Genomic DNA, 16,671 nt, shown 5'->3' with positions numbered 1-16,671 from the left:
GAGAAGGGAAACACCCATGAGCGCTTCCGATACCCCGCGCGTTCCGCTGTGGAATATCGCGAACGTCCTCACCATGACGCGCATGGTCATGGTGCCTATCTTCGTGGTCGTAGCCGCGCTCTACCACGAGGACATCGCCATGAGGTGGGTCATTGCCGGGATCTTCGTGCTCGCAATGGTCACGGACTTCGTCGACGGCTACCTCGCGCGCTCTCGGAACCTCATTACCGATTTTGGCAAGATCATGGACCCGATTGCCGACAAGGCGATGACGGGCGCCGCGCTCATCATGCTTTCGGTGTGGCAGTACGTGCCGTGGTGGATCACAGTGCTCATCCTCGTGCGCGAGATCGGTATTACGGTCATGCGCTTCACGATCTTGAAGTATGGCGCGCTTCCCGCAAACTTCAGCGGCAAGGCGAAGACGATGATGCAGTCGATCGGGATCACCTTCTGCCTCATGCCCTTTGAGCTGATGTGGCCTCCCGCGTGGTGGATCGGCATCACGCTTATCGCCATCGCCCTTGTGCTCACGCTCTGGTCGGGGCTTCGCAATGTCAACGACGGGCTGCGCCTGCGCCGCGAGGCACTCGCGCAGAAAGCGGCTTAACGAGAATGGACGCGCCGCGTGAGCAGCTGGCGTCGGCCCGCGCCCTCCTTGCTATGTGCGAAGAGAGGGGTATGAGCCTCGCGACGGCTGAGTCGCTCACGGGCGGGATGCTCGTCGCGCGCCTCGTGGATGTTCCGGGCGCTAGCAGAGTCGTCCAGGGGGGTGCGTGCACGTACAGTTTCGAAGCGAAGGCGTCTGTTCTGGGGCTAGACCTTGCGGACCTGCAGGCGAAGGGAGCCGTGCGCGCCGAGGTCGCGAGCAGCATGGCTCGGGCCGCGCGCCGCGTGTACGGGGCAGATGTTGCCCTTGCGACGACCGGAGTGGCCGGGCCCGGGAATGACGATTACGGCAACCCGGAGGGGCTCGCCTACATCGCCGTGAGTACGCCAAGTCGCGAATTCGTGCGTGAAGTACGCCTCACGGGCTCGCGACCGGCGATCCGTGCGGGTGTTGTGGACGATGCGATCACCCTCGGCATTGAGGCTCTGACCAGCGCAAATGTGTAACAGGCGCGTTGGGCCGGTGTGGGAAACCTGAAAAGCGAGCGCGTGTGAGGCCGTAGGATGGCGGAACAACGAGGAACCCTCGTGCGTTGAACAGGCGTGAATACGTACAAGAATGCGGGAGCTGGTGCTCCCAGGCAACGAAAATGGGTGACGGCCACGGGGTCGCGCCCGGCGTCCGTGCTGGGCCGCGAGTCGGCAGTACCGCGGCGCGGAACACTGACAAGGAAGGGAGAATCTCGCATGGTGCTCTTCCGCCAGGAACTCGGCGGCGTTTTGCGTGAGGCGCGTCGCCGCCAGGGCAAGACTCTGCGTCAGGTATCGGCCGATGCGCGAGTCTCGCTCGGCTACTTGAGCGAAATCGAGCGCGGCCAAAAGGAGGCCTCGAGTGAACTGCTCGCCTCCGTGACCGAAGCTCTCGGTTACCCCATGTCGGTGATTCTCCGCGAAGTTGCAGATCGCGTGGCACTCGAAGAGGGCATCGTTATTCCCGACACCGTTCCCGCCGAACTTGAGCGGGGCGTCCAGGGCGCCGAATACGCGCTGGCGCGGTAGTCAACGTGAGGCGAAGCGAGTTTCGTGAGCTCGCCGCCTATGTCTTTGGTGCCGAACTCGCGCATACGTACTGTCGTGAATTCGCGCTTGTGACGTGCGGGAACCTAACCCCGAACCAGGCGATTGAGGCGGGCTACCCCGTTAAAGAAGTGTGGCACGCGCTGTGTGATGACATGGATGTGCCTGTGCACATGCGCTGGGAGGTCCCGCCCGAGGCGCGTCCGCGCGCGTGAGCGTGTGGCGGCGAAAGGCGTGACAAGAATCGAACACGCGTGCGCATTAACGTGCAAATCGAACAGGTGTTCGTTTACGATGGTGTTGTTCGGCCTCCACGGTGCGTGTGCATCCACACCTGTGCCGGGGTCGGGTTTAAATGTCTCACCCCCGTTTACCGTTGGAAGGGTCAAGCGAGAGTCCACCTCGTAACGGGGTGACAAACGAAAGGAACCGCCATGGCAGCTGCCGCCAAGGATCGCGATAAGTCGCTCGAAAACGCGCTCGCACAGATTGACCGTCAGTTCGGCAAAGGCTCGATTATGCGCCTTGGCGACGACACACGCCCGCCCGTCGAAGTCGTTCCCACGGGGTCGGTCGCACTTGACGTCGCGCTCGGTATCGGTGGTCTTCCCCGCGGTCGCGTTGTCGAGATCTACGGCCCGGAGTCCAGCGGTAAAACCACGGTTGCGCTCCACGCGATTGCAAACGCGCAGCGGGCGGGTGGTATTGCTGCCTTCATCGATGCGGAGCACGCCCTCGATCCGGAATATGCGAAGAAGCTCGGCGTCGATATCGATGCACTTCTCGTGTCGCAGCCCGACACCGGCGAGCAGGCTCTCGAAATCGCCGACATGCTCGTGCGCTCGGGCGCGATCGACGTCCTCGTCGTCGATTCCGTCGCGGCACTCACGCCAAAGGCTGAAATCGAAGGCGAGATGGGGGACTCTCACGTGGGCCTCCAGGCGCGCCTCATGTCACAAGCGCTTCGCAAGCTTACCGGTGCGCTCTATTCGAGTGGCACCACCGCTATCTTCATTAACCAGCTTCGCGAAAAGATCGGCGTGTTCTTCGGCAGCCCCGAAACCACCACGGGTGGTAAAGCACTCAAGTTCTATGCTTCGGTGCGCATGGACATTCGTCGAATCGAGACCCTCAAGCAGGGTACCGACGCGGTTGGCAACCGCACTCGCGTCAAGATCGTGAAGAACAAGATGGCTCCGCCCTTCAAGCAGGCCGAATTCGACATCCTTTACGGCGAAGGCATTTCTCGCGAAGGTGGCCTCATCGATCTCGGCGTCGAAAACGGCATCGTGCGCAAGTCCGGTGCGTGGTACACGTACGATGGCGATCAGCTCGGCCAGGGCAAGGAAAATGCGCGCCAGTTCCTCAAGGACAATCCGGATCTCGCCGCAGATATCGAACAGAAGATCCTTATGAAGCTCGGCATTGGCCAGTATGCAGATGAGTCCGCTAAGAAGGCCGCTGCCGATGCTCCTGTGGGGGACGGCGAATTCGTAGACGATGACGTCCCTGCGCAAATCTGAGCCTCGCCCCCACGTTCGGGCTGGGCAAGAGGATTGGCGCGCGGGCGTCGTTGAAGAGCTTGCCGAGCACATCGCCGCCATCGAAGCGGGGGAAGCCGCACCTGGGGAGGGCAGCAACCCGTGTCGAGGTGGAGTATTCCGCGATCACGAAACGGAAAAGGTCGTCGTCAAGGAATGCCGGTATGTGCTCGGCCTACTCGGCCACCGTCAGCGCAGCGAGGCGGAGATTCGGGCAAAGCTCGCGCAGCGCGTGCATGAAGTTGATGTTCTCGAAGAGATCATGCGGCGTCTCGATACCGCTGGACTCATCGATGACGAAGGCTTTGCACGCGCCTGGGTAGAGCAGCGACGCGAGAGCAAACTCCTTGGCACAGCCGCTTTGCGTCGAGAACTCGAAAATAAAGGCGTCGGTGCGCCCGATATCGACACCGTTCTCGCGGAGACCGCTCCGTACGACAGCGAAAAGGAGCGCTGCCAGATCCTCGCGAGAGAACGGCTTGCGAAGGAGCTTCGTAAAAGCGGAGGGGCTGAAAACCTTGATCGAGGGGCGGCCCTTCGGCGCATTGGCGGCGCACTCGCGCGCCGAGGCTACTCGGAAAACCTCACGCTCTTCGTGCTCAATCGCGAGCTTGATGCGGCGGGAGTCACCTGGTCCTGACCGTGCCCGAACCCACGGGGCTACGTATCCTTGAAACACCATGAGCGAAACAGCGATCCTGAACGACAATGACGCGCCGGCACGCGGCACCTACCAAGTGCGCACGTTCGGCTGCCAAATGAACGTCCACGACTCTGAGCGCCTCACGGGCCTCTTAGAGCAGGCAGGCTATACGCCGGCCGCCGACGGCGCCGACCCGTTGAACGGCGACGTCGATGTCATCGTCTTCAACACGTGCGCCGTGCGCGAAAACGCCGACAACCGGCTCTACGGTAACCTCGGCCAGCTCCGCCCTGCGAAAGATGCCAACCCCAATTTGCAGATTGCCGTCGGCGGGTGCCTGGCCCAAAAGGATCGCGCCACCATTACTGAGCGTGCACCCTGGGTCGACGTCGTGTTCGGTACTCACAACATCGGTTCCCTCCCCGTTCTTCTTGACCGCGCTCGCGTTCAACAAGAGGCCCAGGTGGAAATCCTTGAGTCGCTCGAGGTGTTCCCCTCGACTCTCCCCACAAAGCGCGAAAGCGCGTACGCGGGTTGGGTATCGATTTCAGTCGGCTGCAACAACACGTGCACGTTCTGCATCGTTCCTTCCCTCCGAGGGAAGGAGAAGGACCGTCGCCCCGGCGAGATTCTCGCCGAGGTTCAGGAACTCGTGAACCAGGGAGCTCTTGAAGTGACTCTCCTTGGTCAAAACGTGAACTCCTACGGAGTGGAGTTCGGCGACCGGGGCGCGTTTGCCAAGCTCTTGCGCGCGTGTGGCGAAATCGAGGGGCTCGAGCGCGTGCGATTCACGTCGCCGCACCCCGCGATGTTTACCGATGACGTCATTGACGCGATGGCGGAAACACCCAACGTGATGCCGCAACTGCATATGCCGCTCCAATCGGGCAGCGACGCTGTTCTCAAGGCGATGCGCCGCTCGTACCGCTCCAAGAAATTCCTCGGGATCCTCGAAAAGGTGCGCGAGAAAATCCCGCACGCAGCAATCACGACCGACATCATCGTCGGCTTTCCCGGTGAAACGGAAGAGGACTTCCAAAAGACTCTCGATGTCGTCGAGGCTTCGCGTTTCTCGAGCGCCTTCATGTTCCAGTACTCGCCGCGCCCGGGCACTCCGGCCGCCGAAATGGACGATCAGATCCCGAAGGCAGTCGTCCAGGAGCGATTCGAGAGGCTCGTCGCGCTTCAGGATCGCATTGCGGCCGAAGAAAATGCGAAGAAGGTCGGAGCAGAGGTCAACGTCCTCATCGCCGAAGGCGAGGGTGATCGAGACTCCGAAACGCACCGCATCTCTGGCCGCGCCGAGGACGGCCGGCTCGTGCACGTTGCTCTGCCCGAAGGGTATGCGGAGGCGGACCGCCCTCGCCCCGGTGATGTCGTCCGTGCTCGCGTGACCAAAGCCGCCCCGTTCTACCTGATCGCCGACTCGGGTGCCGAAGGCGGCGAATTCGAGGTGCGTCGCACCCGCTCGGGCGACGCGTGGGAACGCCGCCGCGCGAACGGCGATGAAGACGCGGCCTCGTGCGGCACGCCCGGCCCCGGTGGGCCCGTGAGCCTCGGTCTTCCGAGCCTCAGGCGCCCGGAGCGCTAGGCGGAATCGGGCGGTGAGGGCACGCGCTCAGGCGGTGACGTCGTCCTGGTCGCTCACCTGTGTCGAGAGGCTCGCGAAGAACGCTACCGTCGTTGATAGCGCGCACGTGATGGCGCGGTCAATCGCGTCGTCGCTAACCCCGTAGAAATAATCGAAGACCAGCTCGCCGTACACGCCGAGCACCGAGTCATTCTCGCGGCGCACGTACGCTTTCGGCCACATGCGTTCCATGTTCCAGTGGTTGCATAGGCGCGTCGCTTCGAGTTTCTGCTGCACGGCGAGTAGCTCGTCCCAGCGTCCCCGGATGACGAGGATGTGCGAGTGCTCGCCGGCGACTGCGAACGTGAAAGGATAGTGGTCAAAGCGCGCACGCAACACGGTGGGGGTGTCATCATCCTCGACGAAGGCATAGCCGAGCCGCCCGAGGGACTCCTTGAGACGTTCGATGCTGAGTTCTTCGCCTGCGAGTGCGGCTTCGTGTGAGTGGCCGTTGGGCATCGGCTGCCTTTCTGTGGTGTCCGGGCCGGTGGCTGCGTGAAGTCCACGCTAGCGGCTTTCGGCTCGGTGCGCGAACGAGCAGTGGTGAGATCGAAGGGAGTTCACGTGGCACATGCGGTGAACGGTGGTGGGGGCCACGACAGTGGCGCTGGACAGGTGCCGCCGCTTGTCGTGATTGCGGGCGCGACTGCAACGGGCAAGAGCGCCCTCGCGATCGAGACTGCCCGCCGTTTCGGAGGCGAAGTGATCAACGCTGACGCTCTCCAGTTTTACCGCGGAATGGATGTGGGGACCGCCAAGGTGACCCCGAGCGAGCGCCGCGGTGTTCCCCATCATCTCCTCGATATTCTCGACGTCACCGAAGAGGCGAGCGTCGCAACGTTCCAGGCGGATGCACGCCGGATTGCGAGCGAGATCCGCGAAAGGGGCAAGATTCCGGTTGTCGTTGGGGGCTCGGGACTCTACGTGCGAGCCTTCACCGACGTGATGGCTTTTCCACCGTCGGACCCCGCTGTGCGCGAGGAGATCGAGTCTCACGTGCTAGCGATCGGCACCGGAGCCGCCCACGCCCAGCTCGCCGCAGCAGACCCCGATGCAGCCGCGAAAATTGCGCCGCGGGACGAGCGTCGAATCGTGCGAGCGCTCGAGGTGCACCGCCTCACCGGAAAGCCGTTCTCCGCGTTCCTGCCGACCTACACGTTCCACGATCCGGCGATCGCGTACGTCGCCGTGAAGCTCGACCGGGACACGCTCCACGAGCGCGTCGAGAAGCGCGTGCATCGCATGGTTGAAACCGGGTTTCGCGACGAGGTCGAGGGACTGCTCGATGCGGGCCTTGAGCGCGGGGTGACGGCGCGCCAGGCGATCGGCTACGCCCAAATGATCAAGCACGTGCGGGGCCACTGGAGTCTCGAGCAAGCGATCGAGTCGACGATCACCAATACCCGCCGTCTCGTGCGCAAGCAGGACACGTGGTTCAGGCGGGATACGCGGCTCACGTGGGTGCCGGGGGAGGATTCCGACGAAGCGCTCGCCGTGATTGAGCGCGAGATTGCGCACGCCGCTAGGTGCCCGTCAAACGCTGAGGTGTGAGGTCCCGCGCGCGCGTGCCTATGATCGAGCCATGGCCACTGCATCTTCATGCCCCAACGCGCGCAAGGCTCTAAGCTACGCGAGCGCCACCAAAAACGATTTTGTGATGATCGACGATCCTGCGGGTCGAGGCGAGCTCAACAGCGCACGCGTGCGTGAGCTCGCGGGCCCCACGGGAGTGGACGGGGTGATCCGCGCGATTCGTACGCGATGCCTCGGTGATCCGGCAAGCCAGGGGTTCGACACGGTCCCCGAGTGGTTTATGGACTATCGCAATGCTGATGGCACGATTGCGCAAATGTGCGGCAACGGCGTTCGGGCCTACGCAGCGTTTCTCGCTGACCGCGGTTACGTTGAGGATCGGGTGTTCGACGTCATGACTCGCGCGGGTGTACGCACGGTCGAGATCCTTGAGGAAGGCCCACAGTGGCAGGTGCGCGTGGGCATGGGGGCCGCAGAACTTGAAGGTGTCACGAGGATCGTCCGCGTTGCCGACCGCTTCCTCGAAGGCACTGATGTGAATGTGGGCAACCCCCACACTGTCGTGGAGCTACCCGAAAACCTCAGCCTTGACGAGCTTGACCTCACCGAACGCCCCGAGCTTGAACCCGAGCCCGAAGATGGCACGAACATTGAGTTTGTGGAGATCCGCGGCGAGCGACACGTCGCCATGCGGGTTTTCGAGCGAGGGGTGGGGGAGACCCTCTCGTGCGGAACCGGCGCGACTGCCGTGGTTGCCGCTCTCGCTGAGGCACGTGGGGACGGCACGCGCGAGCCGTGGCGCGTCGATGTGCGCGGCGGGCGCCTCGAAATTGGTTGGGACCCCTACGGGCGCATGACTCTCACGGGCCCGGCCGAACTCGGTGAGCTCACCTGCGGCGGGCCAGCGCGCGAGCGAGGGAAGTAGGAAGGCTAGGCGGGCGTCGGAATTCCGACGCCTCCCCATGCGCGAGCGATTCTAAACTTCTGGGCGCTCCGGGCCTACGCCGAGCAAGCGGAACCCTTTCGAGGAATGGACCTTCTCGACCGGCCGTGTGGGGAATTGGCCCGCGAGCCACGTGGCGAGCGAATCGGCGCCTAGATTTTTCCCGACGACCATCGCGGCCGTACCCGTCCCGCGGAGCTGGCCGATCCACCGCGTAAGCACAGTGTGCAGTTCACTCTTGCCGATACGGATCGGCGGATTCGACCAGAGCGCATCGAAGCGGGCACTCTCGGGAATCTCGTCTGGCGCGGCGACAGTGACGTTTGACAGGCCGAGCCGTGCGGCGTTCTCGCGCGTGATGGCACGTGCGTGTGGATTGACATCAATCGCCGTGACGTGGCAGTCCGGTTGGGTAAGCGCGAGGCTCAGTGCAATCGGGCCCCAGCCGCAGCCAATATCGAGAACCTCGCTTTTAGGTGCGAGCGGTGCGAACAACTCCGCATGGTCGAGGAGTATTGCGGTTGCCTTGTCGAGCCCATCGAAACTGAACAGACCCTTCGCGCTCACGAGGCTCCGTTCGGCACCAGCGAGGTGCACGCGCAGGTCGCGGCGCTCCAGGTCCGTACCGGGCGCGGGAGAGAAGTAATGGGCGTCGCTTGTCACAGCAAGGAGTGTAGTGGCGCAGAACGCGAAAAGCTCCCGCATCGGGTTCGGACGTGACACACTTATACGCAGACCTCACGCGAGGCCCCACTTGAGAGAACCTGGAGTAAAGGCGCACTTGACACCCTTCGTCCCCGATCCCGAATTCGAGACATCACACGCAGCACCGCAGGCAGCGGAGCCCGAGAATGCGGGAAGCGACGCCCGCGAATCCTCGATTATGCAGCGCGTCCTCTCACGCGGCGACGCCTCGATCTCGGCGACAACGTATGAGAGCGATGCCGACGGCGACCAACTCGATCTCGCCGAGCGCCACTCTCTGCGCCGCGTCGATCAACTTCGCACCGATCTCGAAGACGTCACCGAGGTTGAATACCGCGAGCTTCGACTTGAGAACGTCGTGCTCGCGGGGCTTTTCACGACCGGCAACGTCGAAGACGCAGAAAACTCGATGCGCGAGCTCGCAGCGCTTGCCGAGACTGCGGGCTCACGCGTTCTCGACGGCGTCATGCAGCGCCGTGCCCACCCCGACCCTGCCACCTTCCTCGGTTCGGGCAAGGCGAAGGAACTCGCCGAGATTGTGGCCGACCTTCGTGCTGACACCGTGATCTGCGACGGGCAGCTTGCCCCTTCGCAGCGCCGCGCGCTCGAGGACATTATCAAGGTCAAGGTCATCGATCGTACGGCCCTCATCCTCGACATTTTTGCCCAGCACGCAAAATCCCGCGAAGGTAAGGCCCAGGTCGAGCTTGCGCAGCTCGAGTACCTCCTGCCGCGCCTGCGCGGTTGGGGCGAGTCGATGTCGCGCCAGGCGGGTGGCCGCGTTGCCGGTGGCGCCGGGATCGGTTCCCGCGGCCCCGGCGAAACGAAAATCGAACTAGACCGCCGCCGCATCCGCACGCGCATGGCTAAGCTCAGGCGCGACATCAAGGCGATGGCCCCCTCGCGCGAGGCCAAACGCGCCGACCGCAAACGTCACAACATTCCCTCTGTTGCGATTGCCGGATACACCAACGCCGGGAAGTCCTCCCTGCTTAACCGTCTCACTGGGGCCGGCGTTCTCGTTGAAAACGCCCTGTTTGCGACACTCGACCCAACCGTGCGCAGGTCCGTGACGCCCGACGGTCGCGAATTCACGTTTGCGGATACCGTCGGATTCGTGCGCTCCCTTCCCACCGAGCTCGTGGAGGCCTTCCGCTCAACCCTCGAGGAAGTCTCCGGGGCGGACCTCCTCCTGCACGTCGTCGATGCCTCCCACCCCGATCCCGAGGGGCAGATTCGCGCTGTACGCGCCGTTCTCGCTGATATTGAAGGCTTCGACGTGCCAGAAATCGTGGCTCTGAACAAAGCGGATCTCGCGAGTCCCGAAACGATCGCGCGTCTGCGCTCGCAAGTGGAACACGCGGCCGTCGTGTCGGCCCGCACGGGTGAAGGCATCGAGGAGTTGCGTGCACTCATCGCCGACATGCTCCCGCGGCCCTCGGTCGACATCGATGTCGTCGTGCCCTACACGCGCGGCGACCTCGTCTCGCGCGTGCACACTCAGGGCGAGCTCGTCAGCGAGGAATTCCTCGCTGAGGGCACGCGCCTCGTGGCACGCGTCGACGAAACTCTCGCTTCCGAACTCGCCGCCGCGCGCCAGTGAACGCATCAGGCACGGACCTCGACCAGCTACTCGCGACAGCGGTCGCCGCAGTCGGCGGCGCAGATCGCCCGGGGCAGCGGGCCATGGCTCACGCCATCGAGCGAAGCATCGAGCTGCGCCGCCACCTCCTCGTGCAGGCAGGGACGGGCACGGGCAAGTCCCTCGCATACCTCGTTCCCGCCCTCAAACGCGCGATTGATCGCGGCACCCCCGTCGTCATCACGACCGCGACGCTCGCGCTGCAAAGCCAGATCGTCGCCAAGGACCTCCCTCGCATTGTTGAAGCCCTCGGGACGAAACTCGAGCGTGTGCCGAGCTTCAGTCTCCTTAAGGGGCGCGGCAACTACGTGTGCCTCCACAAGCTGGAGGGCGGCTATCCCGACGAACTCGAGGAAGGTTCACTCTTCGCCGAGGCTTCGGTCACGGGAGTCAAGCACGACTCCGAACGACTCGGCGCGCAGGTGCAGAGGCTGCGCGAGTGGGCGCAGACGACAGATACGGGTGACCGCGACGATCTCGACACCCCGGTGTCGGACCGAGCGTGGCGCCAGGTCTCCGTGACCGGCTCCCAGTGCATTGGCTCTTCCTGCCCATTCCACGACGAATGCTTCGCGGAACGCAATCGCGCACTCGCGCGCGAGGCCGACGTCATCGTGACAAACCATGCGCTCTACGCCATTGACGCCTTCGACGGGCACGGGATCATCCCCGAGCACGATGTCGTAGTCATCGACGAGGCCCACGAGTTTGTTGACCGCGTGACGTCCTCGGTGACCGAATCGCTGCATCAGGGCGCGATTCGCGGCGCCGTTCGGGAGCTGAGGAGCCTCGGCGTGAGCGCACTTGAACTTGACGATGCGGGAAGTGCCCTCCAGGAAGCTCTCGCCCCGCTCCCCGACGGGAGGGTGCGTGGCGAACTCGAAGCCCGGCTGCGAGACACTCTCGCGGCGATCCGCGCCGAAGCTGAGTCGGCACGCGAGGAAGCCAAAAATGCCGGTGATAGCTCCGATGCGACGACTGCGGGGGCGCGCACATCCGTGCGTGCAAAGCTGCAACAAATCATCGACGTGTGCGAGAGATTGCTCGCGCCCCACGAGGACGATGTCGTCTACCTCAATCACAGCGAAGCCCTCGGCCGAACATTTATCGACGTCGCTCCACTCAGCGTCGCTGGCCTCGTGAAAACCCGGATCCTCGATGAGCGCACATCGATTTTTACCTCGGCGACGCTCACGTTCGGCGGCCGGTTTGAAAGCGCCGCGTTCTCTTTCGGGCTTCGCGCTGACAAGCATGCCGAGCCTGAAAGCGACGTTGGTGCCACTCGAAGCGAGGATGCTGTGCGCGAGTGGTGGTCGGCCCTCGATGTGGGCTCTCCCTTCGCGTACGCCCAGCAAGGGATTCTCTATGTCGCCTCGCATCTTCCCGCCCCGGGGCGCGAGGGTATCTCGAGCGCGACACTTGACCACATCGTCGAACTCATTGACGCCGCCGGAGGAGGAGCGCTCGGACTCTTCTCCTCCCGCCGAGCGGCCGAGGAGGCGGCGGAGTATGTTCGACGGATGACCGGGCGCACGGTGCTCCTGCAAGGAGAGGATTCGAACGCGGCGCTCGCTTCGCGATTCCGACAGAGTCGTGACACCTGTCTGTTCGGGACGCGAACGTTTTGGCAGGGCATTGACGTCGCCGGCGAGGCCTGCCGCCTTGTGCTCATTGACAGGATCCCATTCCCTCGGCCCGATGATCCGCTCGCTTCAGCGAGACAAGAGAAATACGCCCGACTCGGGCGCAACGGTTTCTACGAGGTAGCCGTTCGACAGGCGGCACTCAGCATGGCGCAAGGAGCCGGGCGACTTATCCGCGCCGAGAGCGACCGTGGAATGGTAGCGGTGCTTGATTCGAGGCTCGCGACGAAGTCCTATGGAGGCGTGATTCGCCAGGCAATTCCTCCGCTGTGGACGACGCGCGATAGCGCCGTCGCGCTTGCCGCACTCGAGCGACTGCGCACAGAGCTCGCTGCGCCACCGCATCCAGGCAATCTCTAGACCGCGCGGAGAACCGCCACGACTTTGCCGAGGATTTCGGCTTCGTCGCCAAGGATCGGTGTGAAGGCAGGGTTGTGGGGCATGAGCCACACGTGCCCGTCGCTTCGTGCGAAAGTCTTCACTGTCGCCTCGCCATCGATCATGGCCGCGACAATCTCGCCTTTTTCCGCAACCTTCTGCTGGCGGACGACGACCCAGTCGCCGTCGCAAATGGCGGCATCGATCATCGAATCACCCTGAACCTTGAGCAGGAAGAGTTCGCCATCGCCCACGAGCTGGGTCGGGAGCGCAAAAACATCTTCTACCTGTTCCTCAGCGGTGATCGGCACGCCGGCCGCGATCGTGCCCACGAGTGGGACATTGACGGCGGGCGAGCCGGGTGCTTCGAATTCGCTCGGGAGCGGCTCGCCTTCCTCATCTGCTTCCACGAGCCAGAGCGTGCGGGGGCGTTTCGGATCTTTGCGGATGTATCCCTTGCGCTCGAGTTCCGAGAGTTGGTGGGAGACCGACGACGGTGACTGGAGGCCCACTGCTTCGCCGATTTCGCGCATCGTGGGCGCGTAACCATTTGCGCGGATGGAGCGGGCGATCGTCTCAAGAATGCGTTGTTGGCGTTCGGTGAGGGCGGGGGCGCCAGCTGAAGAGCCGTGAGCTGAGGGTGCCATGCGCCGTTCCTTTCGGTGGGGCGAGTTTAAATGTCTCACCCCCGTTGTTGAGTTGAGGCGTACCTCAAAGGTACCGGAACAGAACGCTTGTTCCAAACATGTGTTCGAAAATGTCTTGACTTTTTCGAACAGATGATCGTACGCTCGTCATGTCGTCAATCGAACAAGGATTCTAAAAATGACTACTTCTACGTGTAGCACTCAGCCGGTTCGAAAGAATGTTCGCCTTCGTCTTACTCGCCGCGGCCGCATCGTCGTGGCATCGCTCATTGCGCTCGTACTCGCTGCTTCGGCAATCGTTGCCGGCGTTGTCTTTTTCTCGCCTGCGGCGGTCGCGGGTGCTGAGGGAGCCGTGTCGTACACGACCGTTCAGGTCGAGGAGGGGCAGAGCCTCTGGAGCATTGTCTCGGCTAACGCGCCTGCAGGCACCGATGTTCGCGACTATCTCATGCTTGTCCAGGACGTCAACGGTCTCGATGGCACCGTGATTCACCCGGGTCAGGAGCTCGCGCTGCCCACGCTCTAGCGGGTAGGGCCTCGGAGTATGAATGGGGTGCCCTGGTAGAATTTCGGGGTGCACTGCCCTTTTTGTAGGAATGAAGATTCGCGCGTCGTGGACTCGCGTACAGCCGACGACGGCATGACCATCCGCCGCCGTCGGCAGTGCCCTGCGTGCAATAAGCGATTCTCGACTACGGAATCAGCCTCGCTCGCGGTCCATAAGCGCTCTGGCGTGAGTGAACCATTCTCGCGATCCAAGGTGATTTCCGGCGTGCGTAAAGCATGCCAGGGCAGACCGGTGACAGACGACCAACTCGCGGTCCTCGCGCAGCGCGTGGAGGAGGCGATTCGTCTCAAGGGTGTGTCGGAGATCGACGCCCACGACGTAGGCCTCGCGATTCTGCAGCCGCTCAAAGAGCTGGACCTCGTCGCCTACCTTCGTTTCGCGAGCGTCTATCGCGGATTCGACTGCCTTGAGGACTTTGAGTCGGCCATCGAGGAACTACGAACCGAGGGCGAGAAGTAGGGCGCTGCACCCCTGTGGGGCGAGTTGAACGAGCCGAAGGTTGATCGGCGATGCGCGTTTCCTGCCCTGACCTCAGCAGCCAGGGCTTCCGCCTTTTTCCTCCGGAGCAGGCAAGGATCTGGCGGCATGACCCCTTGCTGGAGAGATTTTGAGAAAAGTGGTCGGAGGCCCTCGAGAAACACTGTATGATTTTCTTGGCCGATGGTCGCGGAGGGGAAGCCGCGGCCATCGGTTCTTTCATGCCCCCGCCAAAGCGGGCGCTTCCGCCAGAGCCCAGAAGCCGCCGGGCCCTACGCGCCTAATCCGGCGGGGAGATCTCCCGAATAGACCACGCTGAGCGCCTGAGTCGGCCGCGTGAGCGCGACGTACACATCGTTAGCGCCGCGAGCATGGCTCGTGAGAATCTCGGCGGGGCGCACGATGACGACCGCGTCGAACTCGAGTCCCTTGGCATCTGTCGGAGTCATCACGGAAACTTCTCTGTCCACACCGATCGAACCACGGCCCACTGCCGAGGCGCCGAATACGGCTGAAGCTCCCGCCAAGAGGGCATCAAGATCCTCGGTGAGGCAAAGGATCGCCACGCGGCCCTGCGTGAGGTCGGCAAGCGTGCGCGCCTCGTTAACTGCCTCCTCGATGACCCTGTCGGCACGTGTGTGCCGGAAACGTACGTCGTGTTCACCTTCGCGCACGCTCCTGACCTCCGTCACTCGCAAGCCGTGTGCGGCAGCGAGTGCGGAGGCGTGACGCATGATCCGCGACGGCGTGCGGTAATTGACGGTGAGCTCCTCGATGCTGGCCCGATCCTCAAGAAAAGGCGAAAGTGCGTGATCCCACGAGTCGGCGCCGGAGACCGAGGAGGTCTGCGCCACATCGCCCACGATCGTGAACGATTTCGTGGGGTTTCGACGCATGAGTGCACGCCACATCATCGGCGAGAGCTCTTGTGCCTCGTCGACCACGATGTGGCCGTAGGTCCAGGTGCGATCCGCTGCGGCTTTCTCGGCGAGGGAGCGGCTGTCGCGCCGTGCGCCAACCTGAGCGGCGAGTTCAGCTGCGCTGACGATCCCCTCGGAATCAATCATGGACAGCACCTTTTCGGCATACTCGAGGTTTGAGCGTTCGGTGGTGCGAGCCTTGTCCTTCTCGCGCTGCGTGGCGGTGTCGTCTTCACCGAGGAGCTCCGCGATTTCGTCGAGGAGGGCGACGTCTTCGATCGTCCACTCGGCGTCCTTCGAGCGGTGAAGAAGCTTGATCTCCCGCGCGCTCATGTGGTCGCCCGCCGCGTGAACCAGCCGCTCGATGCTCGCGAAGAATGAACGGGCGAAGGATTGCGGGCTGTATGGCAGCCAGCACCGGTTGAGGGCGACTTTGACGTCGTGGTTCGTTCGCAGATCGTGGAGGAGATCCGCGCGGTCCTCCTCTGCCCACGGGCGTTCGAGGCGCGTGAGCTCGGCGACATAGGCCTCAACGAGGCGGTCGAGTGCGGCGCGTACGAAGGTTGTGCGTGCATGGTTGTGCGGCCTGCCCGTCGCGCGGGCCTCCGCGCGCGCTGCACGGACATCGCCCGGAGTGAGAGTGATGTGGACCCCGTCGATATTGAGGTCGATGGGGCCTTTGGGAACTTGCTGGCGCGCCTTGACGGCACGGCGCAGAACCTTTGCCATCGCGAGGGACCCTTTGACGCGGGCGACGTCTTCGCGATCGTGTGTGTCTGCCCGCACGCCCGGAACGAGTTCGCCCGGCGTGAGGGTGACGACGCCTGTTTCGCCGAGGCTGGGCAACACGCGCTCGATGTAGCGCAGGAAGCCGCGCGTGGGGGCAACGATGAGAACGCCCGAATGCTCGAGCCTCTTACGGTGCGTATAGAGCTGGTAAGCCGCGCGGTGGAGGGCGACGGCAGTCTTGCCGGTGCCGGGGCCTCCCTGCACAACGAGCGCGCCGCGTGTTTCGTGGCGGATAATGCGATCTTGTTCGGCCTGGATTGTCGCGATGATATCGCCCATGCGGCCCGTGCGTTTCGCGGAGACCGCCGCAAGGAGTGCCCCTTCTCCCTGGAGGCTCGAATGGTGCTCATCTGAGTCGAGGAGCGTGCCGTCGAGAACGTCGTCTTCGATATCGGTCACGGTGCGTCCCGAAGTGACGAGGTGCCGACGCAAGCGAACGCCCTGCGGGTGCCTCGGCGTTGCCTGGTAAAACGCGGCGGCTGCGGGGGCGCGCCAGTCGACCAGGAGTTGGGTGCCTTCAGCGGTGAACACGCCGATGCGCCCAATGTAGTGCCGGGTGGCGTCGGACCTGTCGAGCCGGCCAAAAATAGCGTTCTCTGAGACGGACCTCAGCAGCCCGATCCGATCCTCGTAGAAAGTCGCGAAGGAGTCTCGCTCGCTGCGGTTTTGGTGCGTGCTCGCCGTCTGGGCGCTGATGACGTCAGTGAGTTGCGTTTCGAGGCGTGCGATTTGTTCGTCGATGCGTGCGTAGACTCGGTCGGCGTAGCGCTGCTCGAGGGCGATTTGCTCGTCAGAGGAAGCCACGTTGGGTCCTTCCAGGATGGGTCACGATTCGCTTGCGTCCCTTCGCGGGAGGCGGAAGCGACATTCCATTATGGTCGCTTTTCATGTGCGTTCCAACCCGGTGTGCGCGCTCGCGTGGCCAG

Annotated in this window: 17 protein-coding genes; 13 read left to right on the top strand and 4 right to left on the bottom strand. The window is 63.4% G+C overall.

What is annotated here, in order from left to right; genetic code table 11:
* Positions 1-16 precede the first annotated feature (16 nt).
* From pgsA to miaB, 7 genes are all read left to right on the top strand, one after another.
* Positions 17-610, top strand: a complete 594-nt coding sequence (gene pgsA / locus HMPREF1484_RS00340) for a CDP-diacylglycerol--glycerol-3-phosphate 3-phosphatidyltransferase (protein ID WP_016663017.1) — start codon at positions 17-19, stop codon at positions 608-610.
* 5 nt (positions 611-615) lie between these two features.
* Complete coding sequence (locus tag HMPREF1484_RS00335; protein WP_016663016.1) at positions 616-1,116, top strand: CinA family protein; 501 nt, start codon at positions 616-618, stop codon at positions 1,114-1,116.
* A 240-nt stretch (positions 1,117-1,356) separates the two neighbouring features.
* Positions 1,357-1,668, top strand: a complete 312-nt coding sequence (locus tag HMPREF1484_RS00330) for a helix-turn-helix domain-containing protein (RefSeq protein WP_016663015.1) — start codon at positions 1,357-1,359, stop codon at positions 1,666-1,668.
* A gap of 5 nt (positions 1,669-1,673) precedes the next feature.
* Positions 1,674-1,901, top strand: coding sequence for a DUF3046 domain-containing protein (locus HMPREF1484_RS00325; protein ID WP_016663014.1), 228 nt, complete (start codon positions 1,674-1,676; stop codon positions 1,899-1,901).
* A gap of 219 nt (positions 1,902-2,120) precedes the next feature.
* Positions 2,121-3,209, top strand: a complete 1,089-nt coding sequence (gene recA / locus HMPREF1484_RS00320; protein WP_016663013.1) for a recombinase RecA — start codon at positions 2,121-2,123, stop codon at positions 3,207-3,209.
* On the top strand, positions 3,187-3,867 hold the full coding sequence (locus tag HMPREF1484_RS10690) for a regulatory protein RecX (protein ID WP_051120582.1): 681 nt from the start codon (positions 3,187-3,189) through the stop codon (positions 3,865-3,867). The genes recA and HMPREF1484_RS10690 overlap by 23 nt, the downstream gene beginning before the upstream one ends.
* 40 nt (positions 3,868-3,907) lie before the next feature.
* Positions 3,908-5,461 (top strand): tRNA (N6-isopentenyl adenosine(37)-C2)-methylthiotransferase MiaB, encoded by a 1,554-nt coding sequence (gene miaB, locus HMPREF1484_RS00310; protein ID WP_016663011.1) that lies wholly within the window; start codon positions 3,908-3,910, stop codon positions 5,459-5,461.
* A 27-nt stretch (positions 5,462-5,488) separates the two neighbouring features.
* On the opposite strand, the gene HMPREF1484_RS00305 is transcribed toward miaB, so the two are convergent.
* On the bottom strand, positions 5,489-5,959 hold the full coding sequence (locus HMPREF1484_RS00305; RefSeq protein ID WP_016663010.1) for a YbjN domain-containing protein: 471 nt from the start codon (positions 5,957-5,959) through the stop codon (positions 5,489-5,491).
* A 105-nt stretch (positions 5,960-6,064) separates the two neighbouring features.
* Between HMPREF1484_RS00305 and miaA the strand changes: the two genes are divergently transcribed.
* Both miaA and dapF read left to right on the top strand, forming a co-directional pair.
* Positions 6,065-7,051, top strand: coding sequence for a tRNA (adenosine(37)-N6)-dimethylallyltransferase MiaA (miaA, locus tag HMPREF1484_RS00300; RefSeq protein WP_016663009.1), 987 nt, complete (start codon positions 6,065-6,067; stop codon positions 7,049-7,051).
* A 31-nt stretch (positions 7,052-7,082) separates the two neighbouring features.
* Positions 7,083-7,958, top strand: a complete 876-nt coding sequence (gene dapF / locus HMPREF1484_RS00295; RefSeq protein WP_016663008.1) for a diaminopimelate epimerase — start codon at positions 7,083-7,085, stop codon at positions 7,956-7,958.
* A 51-nt stretch (positions 7,959-8,009) separates the two neighbouring features.
* Here dapF and HMPREF1484_RS00290 read toward each other — a convergent pair whose 3' ends face one another.
* Entirely contained in the window at positions 8,010-8,639 is a 630-nt protein-coding gene (locus HMPREF1484_RS00290) for a class I SAM-dependent methyltransferase (protein ID WP_016663007.1), read from the bottom strand.
* 220 nt (positions 8,640-8,859) lie between these two features.
* On the opposite strand from HMPREF1484_RS00290, the gene hflX reads away from it, so the two are divergent.
* Both hflX and HMPREF1484_RS00280 read left to right on the top strand, forming a co-directional pair.
* A complete protein-coding gene (gene hflX, locus HMPREF1484_RS00285; protein ID WP_084813966.1) occupies positions 8,860-10,284 on the top strand; it encodes a GTPase HflX in 1,425 nt (474 codons plus the stop codon).
* Positions 10,281-12,326 (top strand): ATP-dependent DNA helicase, encoded by a 2,046-nt coding sequence (locus HMPREF1484_RS00280; RefSeq protein WP_016663005.1) that lies wholly within the window; start codon positions 10,281-10,283, stop codon positions 12,324-12,326. The genes hflX and HMPREF1484_RS00280 overlap by 4 nt, the downstream gene beginning before the upstream one ends.
* Here the strand turns inward: HMPREF1484_RS00280 and lexA are convergent.
* On the bottom strand, positions 12,323-12,991 hold the full coding sequence (lexA, locus tag HMPREF1484_RS00275) for a transcriptional repressor LexA (protein WP_016663004.1): 669 nt from the start codon (positions 12,989-12,991) through the stop codon (positions 12,323-12,325). The genes HMPREF1484_RS00280 and lexA overlap by 4 nt on opposite strands.
* A gap of 178 nt (positions 12,992-13,169) precedes the next feature.
* Between lexA and HMPREF1484_RS00270 the strand changes: the two genes are divergently transcribed.
* Positions 13,170-13,517, top strand: coding sequence for a LysM peptidoglycan-binding domain-containing protein (locus tag HMPREF1484_RS00270; RefSeq protein ID WP_016663003.1), 348 nt, complete (start codon positions 13,170-13,172; stop codon positions 13,515-13,517).
* A gap of 48 nt (positions 13,518-13,565) precedes the next feature.
* Complete coding sequence (gene nrdR / locus HMPREF1484_RS00265) at positions 13,566-14,018, top strand: transcriptional regulator NrdR (protein ID WP_034370179.1); 453 nt, start codon at positions 13,566-13,568, stop codon at positions 14,016-14,018.
* 290 nt (positions 14,019-14,308) lie between these two features.
* Here the strand turns inward: nrdR and HMPREF1484_RS00260 are convergent, their stop codons facing one another.
* A complete protein-coding gene (locus HMPREF1484_RS00260; RefSeq protein WP_016663001.1) occupies positions 14,309-16,549 on the bottom strand; it encodes a hypothetical protein in 2,241 nt (746 codons plus the stop codon).
* Positions 16,550-16,671 lie beyond the last annotated feature (122 nt).

The organism is Dermabacter sp. HFH0086, from assembly GCF_000413375.1.
Classification (GTDB): Bacteria; Actinomycetota; Actinomycetes; order Actinomycetales; family Dermabacteraceae; genus Dermabacter; species Dermabacter hominis.
This window is presented reverse-complemented; position numbering and strand designations above follow the sequence as displayed.